The organism is Burkholderia mayonis, from assembly GCF_001523745.2.
Taxonomy (GTDB): Bacteria; Pseudomonadota; Gammaproteobacteria; order Burkholderiales; family Burkholderiaceae; genus Burkholderia; species Burkholderia mayonis.
In genome coordinates this window covers 661,080-684,897 of the sequence record NZ_CP013386.1, presented here as the reverse complement: position 1 = coordinate 684,897, position 23,818 = coordinate 661,080, and the positions used below count along the sequence as shown (strand labels likewise).

20 protein-coding genes and 1 pseudogene are annotated in these 23,818 nt (G+C 67.5%); 4 read left to right on the top strand and 17 right to left on the bottom strand.

The window, feature by feature from the left end; translation table 11 throughout:
- Positions 1-33: 33 nt before the first annotated feature.
- From WS70_RS03505 to WS70_RS03495, 3 genes are all read right to left on the bottom strand, one after another.
- Entirely contained in the window at positions 34-927 is an 894-nt protein-coding gene (locus WS70_RS03505; RefSeq protein ID WP_059596401.1) for a glutamate/aspartate ABC transporter substrate-binding protein, read from the bottom strand.
- A 218-nt stretch (positions 928-1,145) separates the two neighbouring features.
- Positions 1,146-2,450 (bottom strand): Glu/Leu/Phe/Val family dehydrogenase, encoded by a 1,305-nt coding sequence (locus WS70_RS03500; protein WP_059470764.1) that lies wholly within the window; start codon positions 2,448-2,450, stop codon positions 1,146-1,148.
- 275 nt (positions 2,451-2,725) lie between these two features.
- Positions 2,726-3,673 carry a LysR substrate-binding domain-containing protein gene (locus WS70_RS03495; protein ID WP_059470763.1) on the bottom strand — a complete coding sequence of 316 codons (948 nt, stop codon included), beginning with the start codon at positions 3,671-3,673 and terminating at the stop codon, positions 2,726-2,728.
- A gap of 486 nt (positions 3,674-4,159) precedes the next feature.
- Between WS70_RS03495 and WS70_RS03490 the strand changes: the two genes are divergently transcribed.
- Positions 4,160-5,569 (top strand): MFS transporter, encoded by a 1,410-nt coding sequence (locus tag WS70_RS03490; protein WP_059470762.1) that lies wholly within the window; start codon positions 4,160-4,162, stop codon positions 5,567-5,569.
- 106 nt (positions 5,570-5,675) lie between these two features.
- Positions 5,676-7,064, top strand: a complete 1,389-nt coding sequence (gene purB / locus WS70_RS03485) for an adenylosuccinate lyase (RefSeq protein WP_059596342.1) — start codon at positions 5,676-5,678, stop codon at positions 7,062-7,064.
- Positions 7,065-7,297: 233 nt separating this feature from the next.
- Here the strand turns inward: purB and WS70_RS03480 are convergent.
- From WS70_RS03480 to edd, 4 genes and pseudogenes are all read right to left on the bottom strand, one after another.
- Positions 7,298-7,813: pseudogene (locus tag WS70_RS03480) on the bottom strand (gluconokinase); the annotation flags it as partial.
- Between the two features lie 13 nt (positions 7,814-7,826).
- On the bottom strand, positions 7,827-9,188 hold the full coding sequence (locus WS70_RS03475; RefSeq protein WP_059470759.1) for a GntP family permease: 1,362 nt from the start codon (positions 9,186-9,188) through the stop codon (positions 7,827-7,829).
- Positions 9,189-9,406: 218 nt separating this feature from the next.
- Positions 9,407-10,033: a bifunctional 4-hydroxy-2-oxoglutarate aldolase/2-dehydro-3-deoxy-phosphogluconate aldolase gene (gene eda, locus WS70_RS03470; RefSeq protein WP_059470758.1), complete on the bottom strand. Its 627-nt coding sequence runs from the start codon at positions 10,031-10,033 to the stop codon at positions 9,407-9,409.
- A gap of 19 nt (positions 10,034-10,052) precedes the next feature.
- Complete coding sequence (edd, locus tag WS70_RS03465) at positions 10,053-11,906, bottom strand: phosphogluconate dehydratase (RefSeq protein ID WP_059470757.1); 1,854 nt, start codon at positions 11,904-11,906, stop codon at positions 10,053-10,055.
- A gap of 297 nt (positions 11,907-12,203) precedes the next feature.
- Between edd and WS70_RS03460 the strand changes: the two genes are divergently transcribed.
- Positions 12,204-13,124: a MurR/RpiR family transcriptional regulator gene (locus WS70_RS03460; protein WP_059470756.1), complete on the top strand. Its 921-nt coding sequence runs from the start codon at positions 12,204-12,206 to the stop codon at positions 13,122-13,124.
- 207 nt (positions 13,125-13,331) lie between these two features.
- Here WS70_RS03460 and WS70_RS03455 read toward each other — a convergent pair whose 3' ends face one another.
- The 9 genes from WS70_RS03455 to WS70_RS03415 all read right to left on the bottom strand — a co-directional run bounded on the left by WS70_RS03455 (position 13,332) and on the right by WS70_RS03415 (position 22,598).
- Positions 13,332-13,754: a CopD family protein gene (locus tag WS70_RS03455; protein WP_082716100.1), complete on the bottom strand. Its 423-nt coding sequence runs from the start codon at positions 13,752-13,754 to the stop codon at positions 13,332-13,334.
- 16 nt (positions 13,755-13,770) lie between these two features.
- Entirely contained in the window at positions 13,771-15,042 is a 1,272-nt protein-coding gene (locus WS70_RS03450) for a glutamate-5-semialdehyde dehydrogenase (RefSeq protein WP_059470895.1), read from the bottom strand.
- Positions 15,043-15,193: 151 nt separating this feature from the next.
- Positions 15,194-16,282, bottom strand: coding sequence for a DNA polymerase III subunit delta (holA, locus tag WS70_RS03445; protein ID WP_059470754.1), 1,089 nt, complete (start codon positions 16,280-16,282; stop codon positions 15,194-15,196).
- A gap of 45 nt (positions 16,283-16,327) precedes the next feature.
- Positions 16,328-16,879, bottom strand: a complete 552-nt coding sequence (locus WS70_RS03440) for an LPS-assembly lipoprotein LptE (protein WP_059470753.1) — start codon at positions 16,877-16,879, stop codon at positions 16,328-16,330.
- Between the two features lie 41 nt (positions 16,880-16,920).
- On the bottom strand, positions 16,921-19,515 hold the full coding sequence (leuS, locus tag WS70_RS03435; protein ID WP_059470752.1) for a leucine--tRNA ligase: 2,595 nt from the start codon (positions 19,513-19,515) through the stop codon (positions 16,921-16,923).
- Between the two features lie 173 nt (positions 19,516-19,688).
- Positions 19,689-20,165 carry an ExbD/TolR family protein gene (locus WS70_RS03430; protein ID WP_059470751.1) on the bottom strand — a complete coding sequence of 159 codons (477 nt, stop codon included), beginning with the start codon at positions 20,163-20,165 and terminating at the stop codon, positions 19,689-19,691.
- Positions 20,166-20,201: 36 nt separating this feature from the next.
- Positions 20,202-20,909, bottom strand: a complete 708-nt coding sequence (locus tag WS70_RS03425) for a MotA/TolQ/ExbB proton channel family protein (protein WP_059470750.1) — start codon at positions 20,907-20,909, stop codon at positions 20,202-20,204.
- A 20-nt stretch (positions 20,910-20,929) separates the two neighbouring features.
- The gene (gene dapB / locus WS70_RS03420) at positions 20,930-21,727 is read right to left on the bottom strand and encodes a 4-hydroxy-tetrahydrodipicolinate reductase (protein ID WP_059470749.1); all 798 of its coding nucleotides are present in this window, start codon (positions 21,725-21,727) and stop codon (positions 20,930-20,932) included.
- A 73-nt stretch (positions 21,728-21,800) separates the two neighbouring features.
- Positions 21,801-22,598 carry an outer membrane protein assembly factor BamE gene (locus tag WS70_RS03415; RefSeq protein ID WP_059596340.1) on the bottom strand — a complete coding sequence of 266 codons (798 nt, stop codon included), beginning with the start codon at positions 22,596-22,598 and terminating at the stop codon, positions 21,801-21,803.
- Positions 22,599-22,751: 153 nt separating this feature from the next.
- Between WS70_RS03415 and fur the strand changes: the two genes are divergently transcribed.
- Positions 22,752-23,180, top strand: coding sequence for a ferric iron uptake transcriptional regulator (gene fur, locus WS70_RS03410; protein ID WP_010106437.1), 429 nt, complete (start codon positions 22,752-22,754; stop codon positions 23,178-23,180).
- Positions 23,181-23,282: 102 nt separating this feature from the next.
- Here the strand turns inward: fur and WS70_RS03405 are convergent, their stop codons facing one another.
- Positions 23,283-23,807, bottom strand: coding sequence for an ureidoglycolate lyase (locus WS70_RS03405; protein ID WP_059596339.1), 525 nt, complete (start codon positions 23,805-23,807; stop codon positions 23,283-23,285).
- Positions 23,808-23,818: the final 11 nt, after the last annotated feature.

The window sequence follows — 23,818 nt, the reverse complement described above, 5'->3', positions numbered from 1 at the left end:
CGTCAGCGCTTGTTAGCTCGAACCGCCGCGCGCTCAGTCGAGCGCCTTGTCGTTCGGGTTCGCGTAGAGCTTCTTCATCTCGTCGGAGAGCGGGAAGTTCAGATTCAGGCCCTTCGGCGGAATCGGATTCTCGAACCACTTCGAGTAGATCTTCGCCGCTTCGCCCGACTTCTCGACCTGGGTGATCGCGTCGTCGACGACCTTCTTGAACGCCGGATCGTCCTTGCGCATCATGCAGCCGTACGCCTCCTGCGATTGCGGCTTGCCGACGATCACCCATTCGCCCGGCTGCTTCGCCTTCGCGCGCTCGCCCGCGAGCAGCGCGTCGTCCATCATGAACGCGACCGCACGGCCCGTCTCGAGCGTCTGGAACGAATCGCCGTGATCCTTCGCGCTGATGATGTTCATCCCCATCTGATTCTTGTTGTTCATCTCGCGCAGCAGACGCTCGGACGTCGTGCCCGCCGTCGTCACGACGGTCTTGCCCTTCAGGTCGGCAAAGTCCTTGACGCCCGAATCCTTCTTCGTCATCAGGCGCGTGCCGATCACGAAGATCGTGTTCGAGAACGCCGCCTGCTTCTGGCGATCGAGGTTGTTCGTCGTCGAGCCGCACTCGATGTCGACCGTGCCGTTCTGCACGAGCGGAATGCGGTTTTGCGACGTCACCGGAATGTTCTTCACCTGCAGGTTCGGCAGATTCAGCTTCTTCTTGACCGCATCGACGACCTTCATCTGGAAGTCGCGCGAGTAGCCGACGACCTGCTGGTTCTGGTCATAGTACGAGAACGGAATCGACGATTCGCGGTGCCCCAGCGCGATCACGCCCGTGTCCTTGATTTTCTTCAGCGTGCCCGTTTCTTGAGCGATGGCGCCGCCGGCAAACGTGCTCAGCGCCGCGACCATCAGCATTGCTTTCGGGAATTTCATCGTTGTCATCTCCTTGGCGAAAACCCGCGCCAGTTTAGCAAAGTAATTTTTATGAAAGTAATGGTTGTTAACCACACTTTTGACCGGGTGGCGCGCGCATCGCCGAACGCGTGCCGCGTCCGCATGCGCACGCGGGCGGCACCGGATCCGGTGCCGCCCGCGGATAAATCACGGCGCGGTTCGTCGAGCCGCGCCGTCGATCGACCGAAACCGATCGATCAGGGGTACAGGCCGCGCATTTCGCGCGCCATCAGGATACGCTTGCACGCAACGATGAACGCCGCGGTACGCACCGACACCTTGTGCTCTTCCGCGACCGCCCACACGCCGGCGAACGCTTCGCGCATCACGCGCTCGAGACGATGGTTGATCTCGTCTTCCGTCCAGAAGAAGCTCGAGAAGTCCTGCACCCACTCGAAGTACGACACGGTCACGCCGCCCGCGTTCGCGATCACGTCGGGAATCACGAGCACGCCGTTCGCGTTCAGGATGTCGTCCGCGGCCGTCGTCGTCGGGCCGTTCGCGCCTTCGACGATGATCTTCGTGCGGATCTTCGACGCGTTCTTCTCGGTGATCTGGTTTTCGAGCGCGGCCGGGATCAGGATCTCGGTCTCGACCGTCCAGAACTCGTCGTTCGGCATCGGTTCCGCGCCTTCGAAACCGGCGACGCCGCCCGTGTTCGCGACGTGCTCGAGCAGCTTCACCGTATCGACGCCCGCCGGCCGGTAGATCGTGCCCGTGTGATCCTGAACCACGATCACCTTCGCGCCCGCTTCCTGGAACAGGCGCGCGGCGATCCCGCCGACGTTGCCGAAGCCTTGCACCGCGATGCGCGCGCCTTCGACCTCGACACCCTTCTTCTTCGCGGCTTCGCAGCCGACGACGAACACGCCGCGCCCCGTCGCTTCCTTGCGGCCGAGCGAACCGCCGAGGGAAATCGGCTTGCCGGTCACGACGCCCGTCGCGGTCTGGCCCTGGTTCATCGAGTACGTGTCCATCATCCACGCCATCACCTGTTCGTTGGTGTTGACGTCAGGCGCGGGAATATCGGTGTTCGGGCCGATGATGATGCCGATTTCGCTCGTGTAGCGGCGCGTGACGCGCTCGAGCTCGCCGCGCGACAGCTTGCGCGGGTCGACGCGGATGCCGCCCTTCGCGCCGCCGTACGGCACGTTCACGGCAGCATTCTTCACCGACATCCACGCGGACAGCGCCATGACCTCGGAGAGCGTCACGTCCTGGTGATAGCGCACGCCGCCCTTGCCCGGGCCCCGCGACACGTTGTGCTGGACGCGATAGCCCTCGAAGTGCGCGACGGTGCCGTTGTCGAGCTCGATCGGCACGTCGACGATCAGGATGCGCTTCGGGCGCTTCAGCGTTTCGAGCCACCGCGACAGCGAGCCGAGATACGGCGCGACGCGGTCGACTTGCTGCAGATAGTTGCCCCAGGGGCCGAGATCGTCTGCGTGCAGGTAAGACGGAATGGATTGCACAGCGGACGGAGACTGCGATTGCGAAGACATGGAATCTCCAACGGTCGAAGAATGCGCACATTGTCGAAAAAGCGAATTTCGAAATCCAATGCCGTTTGCTTATTCGATTATGCGTTTCGTGCATGATCGGGCTTTTGCGCGAAAAACCGTGCGTTCGCCGTTCGAACGGCGGCAATCCCGATGCGATTCGTCGGCGCAACTTTCGTACGCGCCATCACGCGCACGCGCCGAGCGGGTGCGAAGTGCGCGCCGCACCGGCCGTGCGAAGCGGTCCAATCCGCGCGCCGGCTCGCGCCGCGGCCTCGTCAGGCCGCGCCGAGCTCCTCGCGCACCACGTCCCAGAGCTCGCGCACGAGCTTCTGGCGCGGCTCGTCGCCCTGTACGGCGAGCTTGTCGCGATAGAGCCGGATTTCCATCGTCAGCGTGAACGGCTCCGCGCCGCCCTTCGCCGCGCGGCCGAGCCGGACGAGGCGCCCGCCCGCGACCGCGTCCTCGACCGCGCTGTGCGGCAGGAACGCGACGCCGTGGCCGGCGAGCGCCATCGCCTTCAGCGCCTCGGCCATGTCGGTCTCGTAGACCTTGTCGAGATAGAGCGGTGCACGAGCGTTCGCGATGATCACCTCGGTCATCCGGCCGAGATACGCGTTCGGCGTGTACGACAGATACGGCACGGGCGCGTCGGCCGCGCCGGGCAGCGAATAGCGCGCGCGGCCGCCGCGGCCGGGCGCCGAGAACGGGCTGATCGGCTCGGCGCCGAGCGTCAGCATGTCGTAGCGGGCCGGATCGAGCGCGACGGGATGGCTCGGATGGTGATAGCCCATCACGAGATCGCAGCCGCCCTCGACGAGCGACAGCACCGCGTCGTGCACGTTCAGCGCGCGCAGCCGCGTGTGGACCTGCCCCATCTTCGCCTCGATCCGCTGCAGCCAGCGCGGAAAGTACGTGAGCGACAGCGTGTGCGGCACCGCGAATTCGATCGTCGGCACCGGCGCGCCGACGTGGCCGCGCAGCAGCGTGCGCGCCTCGTGCGCCTGCGACAGCATCACGAGCGCCTGCTCGTAGAACACCTGGCCCGCCTGCGTGAGGCGGGTCGGATAAACCGAACGATCGATCAGCTCCGTCGCGAGCCACGCTTCGAGCGCCTGTATCCGGCGCGAAAACGCGGGTTGCGACACGTGCCGCAGCTCGGCCGAGCGGCTGAAGCTGCGCGTTTCCGCGAGCGACACGAAGTCTTCGAGCCATTTGAGTTCCATGCGTGCCTTTGCTGCGGGAAGCGGGTGCGGGAAAGAAGCACGCATTTTAACGGCCGGGGGCGTCGGCCGCTCCATGCGCGGGCGTGCGGCGCTCGCAGGTCGAAACCGGCGGCGCCATTCGCTCCAGCGAGCGACCCGGCGCCGCGCGGCCGCATCGCCACGTTCCTGATTCTTCACACTTTCCGCACCGCACTGCACCGCACCAACGCCGCGCCGCGCGCACAGGCGCGGTGCCGCGGGCCATCGCGCGCGCCTGCCGCCGGTGCGCGCGAGCGCGGCGCCCTTGCGTACGGCAGCCCGCCTCCCGGCTTCGCCGCTTTTACCGCGAGCCTTGCCCGGCAAGCGATCGCGCCATTTGGATGGAAACATGCATTTCATTGGCATAAAGCTTGCGGAACAGCGTGTCGGCCTGTTTCGCGCATCGCGAAACGGCTTTTCGCCCCTTTCCACCACCCGCCGTCGACCGGCATACGCGAGGCTTCACCGATGGATACTTTGCGCACCTCCCTCCGGAGCGGCAACTGGCGCTCGCTTCTGGCGTGCTTCCTCTACTTCGATACGGGCTTCACCGTCTGGGTGCTGTACGGCCCGCTCGCGCCGTTCATCAGCAAGGACATCACGATGACGGCCGCGCAACAGGGCTTTCTCGTCGCGGTGCCAGTGCTCGCGGCGGCCATCCTGCGCGTCACGCTCGGCAACCTGTATCAGTCCGCCGACGGCCGGCGCATCTCGCTGATGGGCGTGCTGCTGTCCGCCCTGCCCGCCGTCGTGCTGCCGTTCCTGCCCGGCACGCCGTCGTACACGCTGCTCCTCGTGCTCGGCGTGTTCCTCGGGATCGGCGGCGCGAGCTTCGCGGTCGCGCTGCCGATGGCGGGCAGCAGCTATCCGCCGAAGGTGCAGGGCCTCGTGCTCGGCCTCGCCGCGGCAGGCAACATCGGCGCGGTGCTCGACGGCTTCATGTTCCCGCACATCGCGGCCGCGCTCGGCTGGAAGTTCTCGACGGCGGCCGCGCTGCCCCTCCTCGCGATCGCCGGCTTTGCGCTCTTCGCGTGGGCCGACGACCGCGGCGAGAAATCGGGCAGCGCGAAGCGCGCGTTCGGCGCATTCGGGCTCACGCTCGTCGGGCTGATCGCACTCGTGCTCGCCGTGCACGAAGGCGTGTTCGGCGCGGGCAAGACGGGCGTGCTGCTGCTCCCCGTGATGGGCGCGCTCCTCGCGATCGCCGTGCTGCCCGGCCGCTACCGCGCGGTGCTCGCCGAGCGCGACACGTGGGTCATCATGCTGATCTACAGCATCACGTTCGGCGGCTTCGTCGGGATGTCGTCGTACGTGACGCTGCTCCTCACGACGCTCTACCAGATGCCGAAGATCGAAGCGGGCCTCTTCATGTCGCTGCTCGCGTTCCTGGGCGCGATCGTACGCCCGTTAGGCGGCCACCTCGCCGACCGCATCACCGGCGTGCGCGCGCTGATGGTCATCCTCGCGGCGATCGCCGCCGCCGACTTCGCGTTCGCGGCCGTGATGCCGCCGCTCGCGGGCGGAATCGCGCTCCTCGTGTGCCTGTACATCGCGTTCGGCCTCGGCAACGGCTCGACGTTCCAGCTCGTCCCACACCGCTGGAAAGGCAAGACGGGCCTGCTGTCCGGCATCGTCGGCGCGGCGGGCGGCGTCGGCGGCTTCTATCTGCCCGTCGTGATGGGCATCGCGAAGGAAAGCACGGGCAGCTATCAGCTCGGCTTCGCGACGTTCGGCGCGCTGTCGACCTGCGCGCTCGTCGCGCTCGTCATGCTGCGCGCGCAGTGGCTGCGCTGGGCGTCGCCCGAGCTCGCAGCGGCCGCCGAGCCGGCGGCCGGAACCGGGATGCCGATCGGCGGCGCGGCACGCGTCGGCGACTGAGCTTTTTCGATGACGGCGCGCGGCGGCCGGGCGGCCGCGCGCCGATGGTAAAATTCGCGGTTCTCCCCTTCACGTTTGAACCGCGGCCGCGAGCCTAAGCCCGATCATGTCCGACACCCGTCCCGATACCCTTTTCGCCCTCACCGCGCTCTCGCCCATCGACGGCCGCTACGCCAGCAAGACCGAAGCGCTGCGCGACTGGCTCTCCGAGGCCGCCTTCATGCGCCACCGCGTCACCGTCGAGGTGCACTGGCTGATCGCGCTGTCGCGCGCCGGCTTCGCCGAAGTGCCGCGCTTCTCGGAAGCCGCCGAGCAGTTCCTGCTGCAACTCGTCGAGCGCTTCACCGCGCACGACGCCGCGCGCATCAAGGAAATCGAGCGCGTGACGAATCACGACGTGAAAGCCGTCGAGTACTGGCTGAAGGAATCCGTCAAGGGCCAGGTCGAGCTAGAGAAAGCGAGCGAATTCATCCACTTCGCGTGCACGTCGGAAGACATCAACAACACGTCGCACGGGATGATGCTCGCCGGCGCGCGCCAGCACGTGATCCTGCCCGCGCTGCGCACGGTGCAAGGCCGCCTCGTCGCGCTCGCGCACGCGCACGCCGAGCAGCCGATGCTGTCGCGCACGCACGGCCAGCCGGCCAGCCCGACGACGCTCGGCAAGGAAATCGCGAACGTCGCCGCGCGTCTCGCGCGCGCGATCGAGCGGATCGAGAAGGTCGAGATCCTCGGCAAGATGAACGGCGCGGTCGGCAACTTCAACGCGCACCTGTCCGCGTATCCGGAGTTCGACTGGGAAGCGTTCTCGCGCGACGTGATCGAGAATCGCCTGAAGCTCACGTTCAATCCGTACACGATTCAGATCGAGCCGCACGACTACATGGCCGAGCTGTTCGACGCCGTCTCGCGCGCGAACACGATCCTGCTCGACCTCGACCGCGACGTCTGGGGCTATATCTCGGTCGGCTACTTCAAGCAGAAGACGAAGGCGGGCGAAATCGGCTCGTCGACGATGCCGCACAAGGTCAACCCGATCGACTTCGAGAATTCGGAAGGCAACCTCGGCCTCGCGAACGCGACGCTGCGCCACCTCGCCGACAAGCTGCCGGTGTCGCGCTGGCAGCGCGACCTCACCGATTCGACGGTGCTGCGCAACATGGGCGTCGCGCTCGGCTATTCGCTGCTCGCATATGATTCGCTGATTCGCGGCCTCGACAAGCTCGAGGTGAACCCGCAGCGCCTGAACGAAGACCTCGACAACTGCTGGGAAGTGCTCGCCGAACCGGTGCAGACGGTGATGCGCCGCTTCGGCATCGAGAACCCGTACGAGCAGTTGAAGGAACTGACGCGCGGCAAGGGCATTACGCGCGACGCGCTGCAGCAGTTCATCGGCACGCTCGCGATTCCGCAGGACGCGAAGGAGCGCCTGCTCGCGATGACGCCCGCGTCGTACGTCGGCAAGGCGGTCGAGCTCGCGAAGCGCATCGCATAACGCGTCACGCGCGTCGACGACGCGATGAAAAAGGCGCCCCGCGGGGCGCCTTTCTTTTTGGCGCGGGCTGCAGCGACCGGCCACGATGCGGCCGCACGCCGTCACTGCTGCTGTTGTTGCTGTTGTTGCTGTTGTTGCTGTTGTTGCTGTTGTTGCTGTTGTTGCTGTTGTTGCTGTTGTTGCTGTTGTTGCTGTTGTTGCTGTTGTTGCTGTTGTTGCTGTTGTTGCTGTTGTTGCTGTTGTTGCTGTTGTTGCCGCTCGCCGCCGAGCTGGCTCGTCACGCGCTCGACGATCTCGTCGGGCGTAAGCTCGATGCCGACCTCGATCGCTTCGTCCGGGCCCGGTTCCTCGAGCGTGTCGAGCTGGCTTTGCAGCAGCGACGGATCGAAGAAATGTCCGGTGCGCGACTTCAGCCGCTCGCGCAGCATGTCGAACGAACCCTTCAGGTAGACGAAACGCACGTCGCGATCGTTGCCGCGCAGGATGTCGCGATACGCGCGCTTGAGCGACGAGCACGTGAACACGGCCGTCTCGCCCGCGCGCTGCTTCGCCTCGATGGCGTCGCGAATCGACTGGAGCCACGGCCAGCGGTCCTCGTCGGTGAGCGGAATCCCGTGGTGCATCTTTTGCTTGTTGGCGGCGCTGTGAAACGCGTCGCCGTCGGTATAGCTGCACGACAGGCGTTCCGCGAGCATCTCGCCGATCCGCGACTTGCCCGCGCCCGACACGCCCATTGCGATCAGAATCATTGCCTACCCCTTGTTACAGAACCGCGCTCAGCACCAGCGTAAACGTCAGGCCGAGCAGCGAGATGATCGTTTCGAGCAGCGTCCAGGTCTTGAACGTCTGGCCCACGGTCATCCCGAAATATTCCTTGATGAGCCAGAAGCCGCCATCGTTCACGTGCGAGAAGATCAGCGACCCCGACCCCGTCGCGAGCACCAGCAGCTCCGGCTTGACCGTGACGCCCGACGCCGCCGCGATCGGCGCGACGATGCCGCAGGCAGTCGTCATCGCGACGGTGGCCGAGCCCGTCGCGAGACGGATCAGCGCCGCGACGAACCAGCCGAGCAGGAGCGGCGACAGGTTCGCGTGCGTCGCGGTCGCGACGATCTGCTGCGAGATGCCGCTGTCGCGCAGGATACCGCCAAAGCCGCCGCCTGCGCCGACGATCAGCGTGATGCCCGCGATCGGCGCGAGGCATTCGCCGCAGAACTTCTGGATCTGGTCGCGCTTGAATCCCTGCAGCTTGCCGAACGTGAAGAAGCTCACGAGCACGGCGATCAGGAGCGCGACGTCCGAGTTGCCGGCGAAGCGCAGCAGATTGTTCGGCAGCGACTTCGGCGCGAAGACGAGATCGGCCCAGCTGCCGACGAGCATCAGCGCGACGGGCAGCAGGATCGTGAACAGCGTGATGCCGAAGCCCGGCAGCTCGCGCTGCTCGCCCGGCGCGCGCGTCTCGACGAATTGCGCGGCGAGCGGGTTGTTTTCCGGCAGCTTCACGAATTTCGAGATCGTGAGCGCGAAGAGCGGACCGGCGACGATCGCGGTCGGCACGCCGACGATGAGGCCGTACGCGATCGTCTTGCCGATGTCGGCGCCGTATTGCTGGACGGCGAGGAGCGCCGCCGGGTGCGGCGGAATCAGGCCGTGCACGACGGACAGGCCCGCGACCATCGGCAGGCCGACGACGAGGAGCGACTTGCCGGTGCGCTTCGCGACGTTGAACGCGATCGGGATCAGCAGCACGAAGCCGACTTCGAAGAAGACCGGCAGGCCGACGATGATCGCGACGAACATCATCGCCCAATGAATGTTCTTCTCGCCGAACCAGTCGATCAGCGTGGTCGCGATCCGTTCGGCGCCGCCCGACTCGGCCATCATCTTGCCGAGCATCGTGCCGAGACCGACGACGATCGCGATATGGCCGAGCGTGCCGCCCGTCCCCGCTTCGAACGATTTCACGATCTTGTCCATCGGCATGCCGACCACGAGGCCGAGACCGAGCGACACGATGATGAGCACGAGGAACGGATAGACCTTGTAGCGCGCGATCATCAGGATCAGCACCGCGATCGCGATCACGGTGTAAATCAGCAGCATGCTGCCTTGGACAGCCCCCATGTAGCACTCCTCCTTGGGATTATCGGGCCGGACGCGGCGAGCCGCCGTCCGGCTATGCAGGTCTCCGAAACGAGGCGGTCGCCCGCCCGTCAGGACGCTGAATTTTACTTTTGTTTAACGGGCTGCGATAGAACCGGTTCCATAAGCAAAAACCCTCGAAAAACAACCAGATCGATTGTTTCATTCGAGGGTTTCCGCGCGCGCCCACTCGATTGCGTTCAGCGTGCGAGGCTGCTTGCGGCCTGCGCGAGGCGCGTGACCTCCGCCCAGTCCTGCGCGGCGAGCGCCGCCTTCGGCGTCAGCCACGAGCCGCCGACGCACACGACATTCGGCAGCTTCAGGAAGTTGGGCGCGGTCTCGGCGGTGATGCCGCCCGTCGGGCAGAACTTGAGCGTCGGGAACGGGCCGTGAAACGCCTGCAGCATCGGCACGCCACCCGCCTGCTGCGCGGGGAAGAACTTGACGATCTCGTAGCCGAGCTCGAGCGCGACGATGATGTCGGTCGGCGTCATCACGCCGGGCAACAGCGGCAGCCCGGCGTCGACGGCCGCCTGGTGCATCTCCCTCGTGAGGCCTGGCGACACGCCGAACTTCGCGCCCGCCTGCTTCGCGAACGCGCACTGCTCGGGCTTCGTGATCGTGCCGACGCCGACGACGATGTCGTCGGCAAGCTCGCTCGCGCGCCGGATCGCTTCGAGGCCGGCTGCCGTGCGCAGCGTGATCTCGAGCACCTTCACGCCGCCCGCGTGGAGCGCGCGCGACACTTGTTCGCCCTGTTCGGCCGAATCGAACGCGAGCACCGGAATCACCGGGCCCAGCTTCACGATCTCGCTAATCGTCTTCATCAATGCGACTCCTTTTCGCTTATACGGTGACGTGAGCCGCTTCGCCCACCAACGCGCCGAACACCGACGCGCCCTGTTCCGCCGGCGCGGCCGCCGCGCGGAACACGCCGAACAACTCGCGGCCGAAGCCGACTTCGTTTTCCGCCTGATGCGCGGGCTGCGCGACCGCGCGCGCCGCCCACTGCGCGTCGTCGATCTCGACGTCGAGCACGCCGGCTTGCGCGTCGATCACGATCGTATCGCCCGTTTGTACCTTGCCGAGCGGGCCGCTCAAGAGCGCCTCGGGCGACACGTGGATCACGGCCGGCACCTTGCCCGACGCGCCGGACATCCGGCCGTCCGTCACGAGCGCGACGCGGTAGCCCTCGTCCTGCAGCACGCCGAGCAGCGGCGTAAGCCGATGCAGCTCCGGCATCCCGTTCGCACGCGCGCCCTGGAAGCGCACCACCGCGACGAAATCGCGCGTCAATTCGCCCGCGTCGAACGCGGCCTGCACCGCTTCCTGCGAATCGAACACGATCGCCGGAGCCTTCACCTGGCGGTGCTCGGGCGCGACCGCCGAAATCTTGATCACGCCGCGGCCGAGACGCCCCTGCATCAGGCGCAGCCCGCCGTCCGGCTGGAACGGCGCGGTGATCGGCCGCAGCACCTTGTCGTCGGCGCTCGCGTCGACGCCCGGCACCCACGTCAGCTTGCCGTCGATCAGGCGCGGCTCGTTCGTGTAGTGCGCAAGGCCCTTGCCCGCGACGGTCGTCACGTCGTCGTGCAGCAAGCCGCCTTCGAGCAGGTTGCGCACGAGGAACGCGATGCCGCCCGCCGCGTGGAAGTGATTCACGTCTGCCTTGCCGTTCGGATAGATCTTCGCGAGAAGCGGCACCGCGGCCGACAGCGCGTCGAAGTCGTCCCAGTCGATCAGGATGCCCGCCGCGCGCGCGATCGCCACGAGGTGCAGCGTGTGGTTCGTCGAGCCGCCCGTCGCGAGCAGCGCGACGATCCCGTTGACGATCGCCTTCTCGTCGATCACGTGGCCGATCGGCGTGTAGTTGCCGCGCTCGACCGTGAGCTCGAGCACGCGGCGCGCGGCCTCGGCCGTCAGCGCGTCGCGCAGCGGCGTGTGCGGATGGACGAACGCCGCGCTCGGCAAATGCAGCCCCATCACTTCCATCAGCATCTGGTTGCTGTTCGCGGTGCCGTAGAACGTGCAGGTGCCGTGGCCGTGATACGCGGCCGATTCCGCTTCGAGCAGCGCGTCGCGGCCGACCTGGCCGGTCGCGAACTGCTGGCGGATCTTCGCCTTGTCGTCGTTCGACAGGCCGCTCGTCATCGGGCCCGCCGGCACGAAGATCGTCGGCAGATGGCCGAACTGCAGCGCGCCGATCAAGAGGCCCGGCACGATCTTGTCGCAGATGCCGAGACAAAGGGCCGCATCGAACATGTTGTGCGTGAGCGCGACCGCCGTGCTCATCGCGATCACTTCGCGCGAGAAGAGCGACAGCTCCATCCCCGGATTGCCCTGCGTGACGCCGTCGCACATCGCCGGCACACCGCCCGCGAATTGCGCGACGCCGCCGCGCTCGCGCGCGGCCGCCTTGATGATGTCGGGGAAGGTCTGGTACGGCGCGTGCGCGGACAGCATCTCGTTGTACGCCGACACGATGCCGATGTTCGGCTCGCGGATCGCCTTGATCGCGAACTTGTCGCTGCCCTCGAGGCCCGCGAAGCCGTGCGCGAGGTTCGCGCACGACAGCGCGCCGCGCGCCGGAAACCGGCCTTGCGCGGCGTCGATGCGAGCGAGATAGGCTTGGCGGGTCGGTCGGCTGCGCGCGATCACGCGCTCGGTGACGGACGCAAGAGTGGGGTGCAGCGTGGCCATGCTGGGCGCTCCTCACATGAGCCGGGCGAGGCCGGCAAGCTGGAATCGTGGGGACGTCCGACTCGGCGGACGAACGGCGCGAGTTTAGTAGAAAAACTACATGCTCGCAATCTCGCAGCGCAGCAAGACAATCGATAACGAAACGCTATGACCTATGAATACGGAATATATAGTTAGCGTTAACCCTGATCCGCAGCAATCTTTGCCGCTTGAATCGCTAGAAAATTCTTGTAGATTTTCTACAAAATAATCGCGATACTGGCGTCCATTCCGTCATTCCACGCGCCCTTTCGCACCATGCTTCCCCGTATCGAGGCGATCCGCGCCCAGCTCCGCCCGTCCGAGCGCAAGCTTGCCGACTTCGTGCTCGCCGCGCCGCGCGAGGTGCTCGACCTGTCGATGACCGAGCTCGCCGCCCTCGCGGGCGCGAGCCAGCCGACGATCGCGCGCTTTTGCCAGGCGCTCGGCTGCAGCGGCTTTCGCGAGTTCAAGATCCGGCTCGCGCAAAGCGTCGCGCCGGGCGTCGCGTCGGTCTATCGCGACGTCGAGCCCGACGAGCGCGCGCCCGGCATCATCGGCAAGGTGTTCGATCGCACGATCGGCGCGCTGATCGAGGTGCGCAACAGCCTGTCGGCGACGAGCGTCGCCGATGCGATCGAGCTGCTGTCGCGCGCGTCGCGGATCGAGTTCTACGGCGCGGGCGGCTCCGGCATCGCCGCACAGGACATCCAGCACAAGTTCTTCCGGCTCGGCGTGCCGAGCGTCGCGTATTCGGATCCGCATACGTTCTCGATGTCGGCGGCGCTCCTCGGCGCGAACGACGTCGTCGTCGCGATCTCGAACACCGGGCGCACGCGCGACATCGTCGACGCCGCGCGCGCGGCGCTCGCGTGCGGCGCGAAGGTCATCTCGATCACGCACAGCCACTCGCCGCTCGCGCAGCTCTCGACGGTGAGCCTCGCGTCGAACGTCGCCGAGGAAACCGACGTGTTCTCGCCGATGACATCGCGGATGTCGCATCTGGCGATCGGCGACATCCTCGCGGTCGGCGTCGCGCTGCGGCGCGGGCCCGAACTCGTCGACCGGCTCGGCCGCGCGAAGGAGGCGATCACGCGGCGGCGGATCGGCGTCGAGGCAAAAGCGGCGAAGGATGCGTCCAAGGAAGCGGTGAAGGACGCGGTAAAGACCGCGCGAGATGTCGAGGGCGTGAAAGATTAGGCGGCGCGCACACGCGAACGATTCCGACGCGCGGCCGTGAGCCGTGAGCCGACAGCCATGCGACGTGCGCCGTCGCCACTTCGCCCGACGCGATTCCCAACGAAAAAGCCCCGGCCGCTGGGACCGGGGCTGTCTAGACGGCGAATCCGCCGAAACCGTGACAGGTCAGCGACAGCGGCCGCGCCGCCCGCCGCCCGCCGCCTGCGATCAGAACGGCTTGATCACCGCGAGCGCGACGGCCGCGAGCATCCCGAGCACCGGCAGCTCGTTGAACACGCGATACCACTTGTCCGAGCGGCGGTTCTCGCCGCGCTCGAACACCTTCAGCAGATGCCCGCAGTACGCGTGATACACGATGAGCAGCAGCACGACCGCGAGCTTCGCGTGTATCCATCCCTGCCCCTGCCCGATGCCGATCACGAGCCACAGCCACAGGCCGCACGCGAGCGCCGGCACCGCGATGATCGTCATGAAGCGGAACAGCTTGCGCGCCATCGCGAGCAGACGCCGGACCGCGGCGGGATCGGTTTCCATCGCGAGGTTCACGTAGATGCGCGGCAGATAGAAGAGCCCCGCGAACCACGACGCGATCAGCACGATGTGGAAGGTCTTGACCCAGAGCATAGCCATCGATCGGTCGCCTCCGTCACTGACGCCCTTCGCCGTGCCCGAGCACCACGTACTTCAGCGACGTGAGTCCTTCGAGCCCGACCGGGCCGCGCGCGTGCAGCTTGTCGTTCGAGATGCCGATCTCCGCGCCGAGGCCGAACTCGAAGCCGTCGGCGAAGCGCGTCGACGCGTTCACCATCACGCTCGCCGAATCGACCTCGCGCAGGAAGCGCATCGCGCGGTCGTGATCTTCGGTGACGATCGCGTCGGTGTGATGGGAGCCGTAATGGTTGATGTGCTCGATTGCCGCATCGATGCCGTCGACGATCTTGATCGCGAGCACGGGCGCGAGATATTCGGTGCGCCAATCCTCCTCGGTCGCGTCGACGAGCGGGCCGACGCCCGCCGCCTCGAGCACCGCGCGCGCGTCCGGATCGACGCGCAGCTCGACGTCCTTTTCGCGATACAGCCGGCCGAGCGGCGACAGCACGGCAGGCGCGATCCCGCGCGCGACGAGCAGCGTCTCCATCGTGTTGCACGTGCCGTAGCGGTGCGTCTTCGCGTTGTCGCAGACGGTGAGCGCCTTCGTCAGGTTCGCGCGATCGTCGACGTACACATGGCAGATGCCGTCGAGATGCTTGATCATCGGCACGCGCGCCTCGTTGATCAGGCGCTCGATCAGGCTCTTGCCGCCGCGCGGCACGATCACGTCGACGTACTCGATCATCGTGATCAGCTTGCCGACCGCCGCGCGATCGGCGGTCTCGACGACCTGCACCGCGTCCTGCGGCAGCCCCGCGGCCTCGAGCCCCTCGCCGATCAGCTTCGCGAGCGCGGTGTTCGACTCGAGCGCCTCCGAGCCGCCGCGCAGGATCGTCGCGTTGCCGGACTTGAGACACAGCGCGGCCGCGTCGATCGTCACGTTCGGCCGCGATTCGTAAATGATCCCGATCACGCCGAGCGGCACGCGCATCTGGCCGACCTGGATGCCGCTCGGGCGGTACTTGAGGTTGCTGATCTCGCCGATCGGATCCGGCAGCGTCGCGACCTGGCGCAATCCTTCGATCATCGTCTTCAGCGCCTTGTCGGACAGCGTCAGGCGATCGACGAACGCCGCGTCGAGGCCCTTCTCCTTCGCACGTGCGACGTCGCGCGCGTTGGCCGCCTTCAGTGCGTCGGCGTCGCGCTCGATCGCCCGCGCGACCGCTTCGAGCGCGGCGTTCTTCGCAGCGGTGGACGCGCGCGCGATTGCGCGCGAGGCACGCCGCGCGCGGCGGCCGACGTCCGTCATGTACTGATCGATATCCATCGTGAGACTCGCAATGCAAGCCGCGTCGAGCGGCGGAAAAACGATTGTCGGAAAACCGGCCGCAGGCCGGGCGCCGGGCGCCGCGCCGGCAGCCGCGCGGCGGCACGCAGCCGCTCCATGCCGGATTGTAAGCGCCGGCGCGAAAGCGCGCTCAGGCTGGCCGGCGCGGCATGTCGCCGCCAGGTCCGGCCGCGCGCGCGACCGTCATCGCGAGCTGGAACAGGCCGTCCCACGGGTCAGGCGGCGGCTCGCCGCGCGCCGGGCCGCGCGACACCGCGGCGAGCCCCTTGACCTGCCGGTCGAGCCGCGCGGCGAATGCGAGCGCGTGCTCGAGCTCCGCTTCGGACACGCGCGAGAGCGCGGGCCCGACGAGCCGCTCGCGCGGCCCCCACACGCGGTTCTCGCGCACGAGCACGGCAAGCGGCTTGCCGGCCGCGACGCCGCGCTTGATCTTGAGCAGCGTGCGCAGTTCGTCGACGACCGCCCACAGCACGAGCACGAGCGCCTCGCCCTCGCCTTTCAGGCCGTCGATCATCCGCGCGAGCCGCGCGGCGTCGCCCGCGAGCATCGCTTCGTTGAGCTTGAACACGTCGTAGCGCGCGACGTTCAGCACCGCATCCTGGATCTGCTCGAACCTCAGCGTGCCGGCCGGATACAGCAGGCCGAGCTTCTGAATCTCCTGGTGCGCGGCAAGCAGATTGCCCTCGACGCGCTCGGCGACGAACGCGAGCGCGCGCCGTCCGTCCTCGCCCGGCGCGACCCGCTGGCCCTGCAGTGCGAGCCGCTGGCCGATCCAGTTCGGCAATTGCGCGCGGTCGACCGGATCGACCTTGAGTGCAACGCCCGCGTTCAGGAGCGCGGTGAACCACGCGGATTTCTGCGTCGCCGAATCGAGCCGCGGCAGCGTGACGAGCATCAGCACGTCCGGATTGTCCGCGCCGGCGAGCGTCTTCAGCGCGTCGGCGCCGTCCTTGCCGGGCTTGCCGGACGGAATCCGCAGCTCGACCAGTTGCCGGTCGCCGAACAGCGACATCGCCTGGCTCGCGCCGATCAGCGTGCTCCAGTCGAAGCCGCGCTCGACGGTATGCACCGAGCGCTCGGTGAAGCCCGCCGCGCGCGCGGCCGCGCGGATCCGGTCGCACGCCTCCTGCGCGAGCAGCGGCTCGTCGCCGTAGACGACGTACAGCCCGGCGAGCCCTTTCGCGAGATGCGGCTCCAGCGCGTCAAGTCGCAGTTGCATCGGTTCCTGCGTGCGTCGTTGAACAAGACATGGAAAACGCGGCGATCACAGCGGCGGCGGCGGCAGCGGCGCGCGCGGCGCGACGGCCGGCACGCCCTGGCCCGGCTCCGGATGCAGCGAGCGCACGATCGCGAGACGGCGCATCAGCTGATCGATCGCGTCGTTCTGCATGTCTGCGAACAGGATCTCGGACTCCTGCGCCTTCGCGTTCGTGTACTGCGCGCTGTACGTCATCGCGCGGTTGAGCGCGATCGTGCTCGGCGGGATCAGCGCGGTGCCGTCCTTGCCGAACAGCGTGTAGTTCAGCGAGTAGTTGAGCTGGTACTCCTGGACCGTGCCGAACCGGTCGAGCGTCAGCGTGCCCTGCCCGCGCGACTCGGACACGTTCAGCACCGCGTCCGCCTCGTCGGCCGTCTTGACGAGCTTCGTGTCGCTGCCGGCCTCGACGAGGCGCGTGAGCCGCGCCGCCGCGGCGGGCGGCGCACCGGCGATGAACAGGCGCTTGAACGCGTAGTCCTGCTGCCCGCGCAGCTTGAAACCGCACGCGGACAACAGCACCGCGCTGCCCACGAGCATCAAAAACGATCTGCGGATCACCTTCGCTCCTTGCTGATGCGTGCCTGCGCCGCCGTGCGCCGTCAGACGACGACGTTCACGAGACGACCGGGCACGACAATGATCTTCTTCGCCGGCTTGCCTTCGGCGAACTTCGCGAACATCTCGTCGGCGACCGCCGCCGCCTCGATCGCGTCGCGGCTCGCGTCCTTCGCGACCTTCAGTGCGCCGCGCACCTTGCCGTTCACCTGCAGCACGAGCTCGATCTCGGCCTGCTCGAGCGCGGCTTCGTCGACCTTCGGCCACGGTGCGTCGAGGATCGGACCGAATTCGTCCGCGTAGCCGAGCGCCTTCCACAGCTCGAACGTGATGTGCGGCACGACCGGATACAGCACGCGCAGCAGCACGCCGTAGGTCTCGCGCAGCACGGCGGGCGTCGCGCTCTTCGCGGCTTCGAGCGCGTTCAGCATCTTCATCGCGGCCGACACGACCGTGTTGTACTGCAGACGCTGGTAGTCGAAGTCGGCTTGCTTCAGCACGCCGTGGATCTCGCGGCGCAGCGTCTTGTCGGCTTCGCCGAGCTGCGCAGCGTCGAACGTCGCGCGCGCGGCAAGCGCGTCGCCGTTCGCATGCCCGAAGCCCCACGCGCGGCGCAGGAAGCGGCTCGCGCCCTCGACGCCCGCGCCCGACCATTCGAGCTGCTGCTCGGGCGGCGCCGCGAACATCGTGAAAAGACGTGCGGTGTCGGCGCCGTAATGATCGATCAGCATCTGCGGATCGACGCCGTTGTTCTTCGACTTCGACATCTTCTCGATGCCGCCGAGCACCACCGGCTGGTCGTCGGACTTCAGCACCGCGCCGATAGGCCGGCCCTTGTCGTCGAACGACACGGTGACGTCGGCCGGGTTGTACCAGGTCTTCTTGCCCGACGCGTCCTCGCGATAGAACGTCTCGTTGAGCACCATCCCTTGCGTGAGCAGGTTCTTCGCCGGCTCGCCGAATTTCACGAGGCCGAGGTCGCGCATCACCTTCGCCCAGAAGCGCGAGTACAAGAGGTGCAGGATCGCGTGCTCGATGCCGCCGATGTATTGATCCATCGGCATCCAGTAGTCGGTGCGCGCATCGACCATCGTCTCGGCATCCGGCGCCGCGTAGCGCGAGAAGTACCACGACGAGTCGACGAACGTGTCCATCGTGTCGGTTTCGCGCTTCGCGGCCGCGCCGCATGTCGGGCACGTGCAGTTCACGAATGCTTCGGACTTCGCGAGCGGGTTGCCCGTGCCGTCCGGCACGAGGTCTTCCGGCAGCACGACGGGCAGATCCTGCTCCGGCACCGGCACGTCGCCGCACGACGGGCAGTGGATGATCGGAATCGGCGTGCCCCAGTAGCGCTGGCGCGAAATGCCCCAGTCGCGCAGGCGATACGTGACCTGCTGGTCGCCGAAGCCGCCCGCCTTCAGGTCGGCCGCGATCGCGTCGACGGCCGCTTCGTATGCGAGGCCGTCGTACTTGCCGCTGTTCACGCAGACGGCGCGGGTCTTGTCGCCGTACCATTCCTGCCAGGCGTCGGTCGAGTACGCCTCGCCGGTGGCCTCGATCACCTGCTTGATCGGCAGACCGTACTTCTTCGCGAACGCGAAGTCGCGCTCGTCGTGCGCGGGCACGCCCATCACCGCGCCTTCGCCGTAGCTCATCAACACGTAGTTGCCGACCCACACCTCGACGGGCTCGCCCGTCAGCGGATGCGACACCGTGAAGCCCGTCGCGACGCCCTTCTTCTCCATCGTCGCGATGTCGGCCTCGGCGACGCCGCCGCGCTTGCATTCGTCGATGAACGCCTGCAGCTCGGGCAAATCCCGCGCGAGATGCGACGCGAGCGGATGCTCCGCCGCGATCGCGCAGAACGTGACGCCCATGATCGTGTCGGCGCGCGTCGTGAACACGCGCAGCAGCTTCTTCTCGCCGTCGAGCTCGTACGGGAAGCCGAAGTTCACGCCGAAGCTCTTGCCGATCCAGTTCTGCTGCATGATCTTCACGCGCTCGGGCCAGCCGAGGCCGTCGAGATCGTTCAGCAGCTCGTCCGCGTACTGCGTGATCCGCATGTAGTACATCGGGATCTCGCGCTTTTCGACGAGCGCGCCCGAGCGCCAGCCGCGCCCGTCGATCACCTGCTCGTTCGCGAGCACGGTCTGGTCGACCGGGTCCCAGTTCACGGTGCCCGTCTTCTTGTACGCAATGCCCTTCTCGAGCATCTTCAGGAACAGCCACTGGTTCCATTTGTAGTAGTCGGGCTTGCAGGTCGTGACCTCGCGCGACCAGTCGATCGCGAGACCCATCGACTGCATCTGCTTCTTCATGTACGCGATGTTGTCGTACGTCCACTGCGCGGGCGGCACGCCATTCGCCATCGCGGCGTTCTCGGCCGGCATCCCGAACGCGTCCCAGCCCATCGGCATCAGCGTGTTGTAGCCGTTCATCCGCAGATAGCGGTACATCACGTCGTTGATCGTGTAGTTGCGCACGTGACCCATGTGCAGCTTGCCGGACGGATAAGGCAGCATCGACACGCAGTAGAACTTCTTGCGCTCCGTGTCCTCTTTCGAACGGTAGACATCGGCTGCGCGCCAGTCGCTCTGGGCGGCGGCTTCGACGTCGGCGGGTACGTATCTTTCGTGCATGGTTATGGTTCGGGCTGGGCGTTGAGCGGCGCGCGACGCGATGAGCCGAGCGCACGCGCGCTCGAGTGGATCGAAAGTCGCGCTTCCCCGGCGGCCGGGGGCGGCGCAGGGAAAACGTCGATTATACCGTCCGCGCCGGCCGGCAAGGCCGTCCGCGCGGCGGGGGGCGGTGATCAGCGCGGCGCGGACGGCGCGAGCGGCGATTGCGGCTGCGGCGACGGCCTCGGCGACGGCCGCGCGGACGCGTCGGTGACGAAACCGATCCGTGCGATGCCCGCCCGCTGCGCCGCGCCCATCACTTGCGCGATCGTGTCGTAGCGGGTGTCGCGTGCGGCGCGTAGATGCAGCTCCGGGTCCTTGCCGCCCGCCGCCGCGTCGCGCAGCCGTGCGGCGAGCGCGTCGAACGCGACGGGCGCGTCGTTCCAGTACAGCTTGCCCGCCGCGTCGATCGACACCGTGATCGTCTCGGGCGTCTCGCGCGCGGGCGCCGCCGCGACCTTCGGCAAATCGAGCCGGATCGCGTGCGTGAGGAGCGGCGCCGTGATGATGAAGATGACGAGCAGGACGAGCATTACGTCGATGAGCGGCGTCATGTTGATGTCCGCCATCGGCTGCGATGTGTGCTGGTGATCGAGTCCGCCGAACGCCATGCCGCCCTCCTCGCTGGATCGGGATCGAAACGCCGCCTAAGCGGTGGCGGCCGAGTCGGCGGCCGGGGTGGCGGCCGGCTCGCCGCAGACGAATACGTGCAGATCGCGCGCGAAGCCGTCAAGCTCCTCGACGAGCTGGCGCACGAGCCGCCCGAGAATGTTGTACGCGAGCACCGCCGGAATCGCGACGACGAGGCCGAACGCGGTCATGATGAGCGCCTCGCCGACCGGGCCCGCGACGTTCTCGATCTGCGCCTGCCCGCTCGCCGCGATGCTGCCGAGCGCGTGATAGATCCCCCAGACCGTGCCGAGCAGGCCGACGAACGGCGCGGTGCTGCCGATCGACGCGAGCAGCACCTGGCCGAACTCGAGCCGCCGCTGCGACGTGCGCAGCGCGTGGCGCAGCGCGCGCAGCACCCGCTCGCCGCGCTCGACGCGGGCGGCGAGCGCCTGCGGCTCGGTGCGCGACGCGGCGTCGGCGTCGCGCGCGGCTTCCGCGAGCGGCGCGAACACGCGCTCCTTGTCGGTCGCGCGCAGCGCGGCGATCCCGTCGTCGAGCGTCGCCGCCCGCCAGAACGCGGCGAGCGCGGCAGGCCCCTGGCGCTTCGCGCGCACGAGCACCCACGCCTTCACGAGCAGGAAGCACCAGCTCGCGACCGACATCGCGAGGAGCACGTACGCGACCACGTGCGTGACCGCGTCGCCGCTCTCGAGGTAATGGAGGATGCCGGTCGGGGTCGCCATCGGTGCCCGCGGGGTGACGCTCAGCGCAGGCCGAGCACGTCCTGCATGTCGAAGAAGCCGGTCGCGTGGCCTGCGAGGAAGCGCGCAGCGCGCAGCGAGCCCTGCGCATACGACACGCGGCTCGCCGACTTGTGCGTGATCTCGATGCGCTCGCCGATGCCGGCGAAGAGCACCGTGTGGTCGCCGACGATGTCGCCGCCGCGGATCGCCGAGAAGCCGATCGTCGACGGATCGCGCTCGCCCGTCACGCCGTGGCGGCCGTAGACCGCGCAATCGTCGAGCGAGCGGCCGAGCGCGGACGCGATCGTCTCGCCCATCATCAGCGCGGTGCCGGATGGCGCGTCGACCTTGTGCCGATGGTGCGCCTCGATGATCTCGATGTCGTAGCCCTGCGCGAACTGCTTCGCCGCGAATTCGAGCAGCTTCGTCGTGACGTTCACGCCGACGCTCATGTTCGCCGAGAACACGAGCGCGATCTTCTCGCCCGCCGCGCGCAGATTCTCCTTCTGCGGCTCGCTGAAGCCCGTCGTGCCGATCACGAGCTTCACGTCGTGGCGCAGCGCCGCGTCCAGGTGGACGAGCGTGCCTTCGGGGCGGGTGAAGTCGATCAGGTAGTCGGCCTCGGCGCACACGCGCTCGATATCGTCGGTGAGCGCGACGCCGGTTTGCGTGCCGAGGAACGCGCCCGCGTCCTGGCCGAGCTGCGGCGAGCCCGCGCGGTCGAGCGCGCCGACGAGCGTCGCGTCGGGTGCGGCGAGCACCGCTTCGATCAGCATCCGGCCCATCCGGCCCGATGCACCAGCAATCGCAATCTTCATGGACGACATGCGCTACCTGCTACGAATGAAAGACGGGCGGCGCGTGCCGCCCCGGTTTGATTCGGACGCCGGATCAACCGCCCGTTCCCGGCACGCCGGATGCGGGCGCCGGCGCCGTGAGCGGCTGGTTCGGCAGGCTGTCGGCGCCCTGCGGGCCGACCGGCTGGCTCGCGCCGCCGGGCGTCGGCGGCGGAGGCGGACGATGGAACTGGAACTGCGGCTGGATCGCGGGAGCCGCGCCGGGCGGCAGGCCGCCCGGGGTCGGCGCGTTCGGCGCAGCCTGCGCGGACGGCGAGAAACGGCCCGCCGCGCCGCCCTGGCCCGACACCTGCGCGGTCGCGCGGTTCGCCGCGCGCGCCGCCTGCGCGTTCGCGTCGTTCTGGTCCGCCGCCTGCTCGGCTTCGGGAGCCGCCGCGGCGACTTCCGACGCGGCGGCGCTCGCGGCCACGGCGGCTGCCGCCTGCTTCGCCTTCTTGCCACGGCGATCGCCGTCGATGTCGGCGAGCAGATCGAGCTCGGACGGCAGGTTGTCGGCGCCCGACCAGCTCGCGAGGCGGTCGCCCGAGAAGTTCAGCACGAGATCGCGCTGCTGGACGACCGACGTCGAGCCGCGCTTGAAGTAGAAGATGTAATCCCAGCGATCCGCATGGAACATGTCGGTCAGAAGCGGCGTGCCGAGGAGCGTGCGCACCTGGTCCCGCGACATGCCGGCCTGTAGCTGCGAGGCCTTTTCCTGCGACACGAAATTGCCCTGGACGACGGTGATCCGATATGGCGTGATGCTCTGAGCGATCCGCTGAGTCACGCTGTCGTACGACGAACAGGCGGCCAGTCCGACCACGGCGACAGCTGCGATGACGGTGCTCCGCATGCGGCTCCTCTGAAGTTGCAAAAGAGATCTTGGAATCATTTCCCTCACCGTGCTGGCCCTTGTCCGAGGCCGCGCGAGAATGTCACAGATGACTGAAAAGGCGAAAAGCCGGTACTATTGAAGCCCTGCATTGTACTCTAGGGACGCCTAGCCATGACCAATCCCACCGATCTCAAAAACATCGGGCTCAAGGCCACCCTACCGCGCCTCAAGATTCTCGAAATTTTCCAGCAGAGCCCGGTGCGCCACCTGACGGCTGAAGACGTCTATCGCAACCTGCTGCACGAGGAACTCGACATCGGCCTCGCGACCGTCTACCGCGTGCTCACCCAGTTCGAGCAGGCGGGGCTGCTGTCGCGCAGCAACTTCGAATCCGGCAAGGCCGTGTTCGAGCTGAACGAAGGCTCGCACCACGACCACCTCGTGTGCCTCGACTGCGGCCGCGTCGAAGAGTTCTTCGACGCCGAGATCGAAACCCGTCAACAATCGATCGCAAAGGAACGCGGCTTCAAGCTGCAGGAGCATTCGCTCGCGATGTACGGCTCGTGCACGACGGAAAACTGCCCGTATCGCAAGCACTAAGCGCAACCTGAACGCTTGCGGCGCGGCACGCCCGCCGCGCATGCGAAAGGCCCGGCCGGCGCAAGCCTGACCGGGCCTTTTGCGTCGCGCGCGGCGTGCGCGTCAGGCGGCGTTCGCGTGCGCGTCGCCCGCGACGAGCCGCCAGCGCGCATCGAGCGCGATCTCGTCGCAGTTCGGCTGCGCGCCGCCACGGTCGACCACGACGAAGTCGCTGAGCGCGTCGAGCGCGAGGAGCGGATGGTGCCACACGCCCTTCGCGTAATTGACGCCTTGCCAGCCTTGCGCAAGAAACGCACACATCCGGGTCGGATCGAATTCGCCGGCCGGCGCGACGACGATCGCGTAGCGCGCGACCGCCGCGAGCGGCACGAACGCCTGGCTGCCGAGCGGATGGCGCTCCATCATGTCGATCTCGATCGGCCACGCGCGCGGCTGCGCGCGAAACAGGCTGACGAGCGGCCGCCCGCCCGCTTCGGCGACATCGATCGACGCGAGATCGTGGAAGCGCTCGGTCGTCCCACCGTTGATCAGGATGCGGCGCGCGCCGGCCAGCTCGATCACGTCGCCGAACGGCGCGAACGCTTCCCGCGTCAGGCGCTCGAGGCGCAGAGTACGCAGCGTTTCCATGCGCATCCTCC

Excerpts from the sequence above, each read along its gene's own strand:
- WS70_RS03475 (WP_059470759.1), bottom strand. The coding sequence starts at position 9,188 with ATGGGGGCTGTCCAAGGCAGCATGCTGCTGATTTACACCGTGATCGCG.
- purB (WP_059596342.1), top strand. The coding sequence starts at position 5,676 with ATGTCCGACACCCGTCCCGATACCCTTTTCGCCCTCACCGCGCTCTCG.
- WS70_RS03500 (WP_059470764.1), bottom strand. The coding sequence starts at position 2,450 with ATGTCTTCGCAATCGCAGTCTCCGTCCGCTGTGCAATCCATTCCGTCT.
- WS70_RS03455 (WP_082716100.1), bottom strand. The coding sequence starts at position 13,754 with ATGGCTATGCTCTGGGTCAAGACCTTCCACATCGTGCTGATCGCGTCG.
- WS70_RS03430 (WP_059470751.1), bottom strand. The coding sequence starts at position 20,165 with ATGGCGTTCGGCGGACTCGATCACCAGCACACATCGCAGCCGATGGCG.
- WS70_RS03495 (WP_059470763.1), bottom strand. The coding sequence starts at position 3,673 with ATGGAACTCAAATGGCTCGAAGACTTCGTGTCGCTCGCGGAAACGCGC.
- leuS (WP_059470752.1), bottom strand. The coding sequence starts at position 19,515 with ATGCACGAAAGATACGTACCCGCCGACGTCGAAGCCGCCGCCCAGAGC.
- WS70_RS03450 (WP_059470895.1), bottom strand. The coding sequence starts at position 15,042 with ATGGATATCGATCAGTACATGACGGACGTCGGCCGCCGCGCGCGGCGT.
- edd (WP_059470757.1), bottom strand. The coding sequence starts at position 11,906 with ATGGCCACGCTGCACCCCACTCTTGCGTCCGTCACCGAGCGCGTGATC.
- holA (WP_059470754.1), bottom strand. The coding sequence starts at position 16,282 with ATGCAACTGCGACTTGACGCGCTGGAGCCGCATCTCGCGAAAGGGCTC.
- WS70_RS03490 (WP_059470762.1), top strand. The coding sequence starts at position 4,160 with ATGGATACTTTGCGCACCTCCCTCCGGAGCGGCAACTGGCGCTCGCTT.
- WS70_RS03415 (WP_059596340.1), bottom strand. The coding sequence starts at position 22,598 with ATGCGGAGCACCGTCATCGCAGCTGTCGCCGTGGTCGGACTGGCCGCC.
- WS70_RS03460 (WP_059470756.1), top strand. The coding sequence starts at position 12,204 with ATGCTTCCCCGTATCGAGGCGATCCGCGCCCAGCTCCGCCCGTCCGAG.
- WS70_RS03405 (WP_059596339.1), bottom strand. The coding sequence starts at position 23,807 with ATGGAAACGCTGCGTACTCTGCGCCTCGAGCGCCTGACGCGGGAAGCG.
- eda (WP_059470758.1), bottom strand. The coding sequence starts at position 10,033 with ATGAAGACGATTAGCGAGATCGTGAAGCTGGGCCCGGTGATTCCGGTG.
- dapB (WP_059470749.1), bottom strand. The coding sequence starts at position 21,727 with ATGAAGATTGCGATTGCTGGTGCATCGGGCCGGATGGGCCGGATGCTG.
- fur (WP_010106437.1), top strand. The coding sequence starts at position 22,752 with ATGACCAATCCCACCGATCTCAAAAACATCGGGCTCAAGGCCACCCTA.
- WS70_RS03425 (WP_059470750.1), bottom strand. The coding sequence starts at position 20,909 with ATGGCGACCCCGACCGGCATCCTCCATTACCTCGAGAGCGGCGACGCG.
- WS70_RS03505 (WP_059596401.1), bottom strand. The coding sequence starts at position 927 with ATGAAATTCCCGAAAGCAATGCTGATGGTCGCGGCGCTGAGCACGTTT.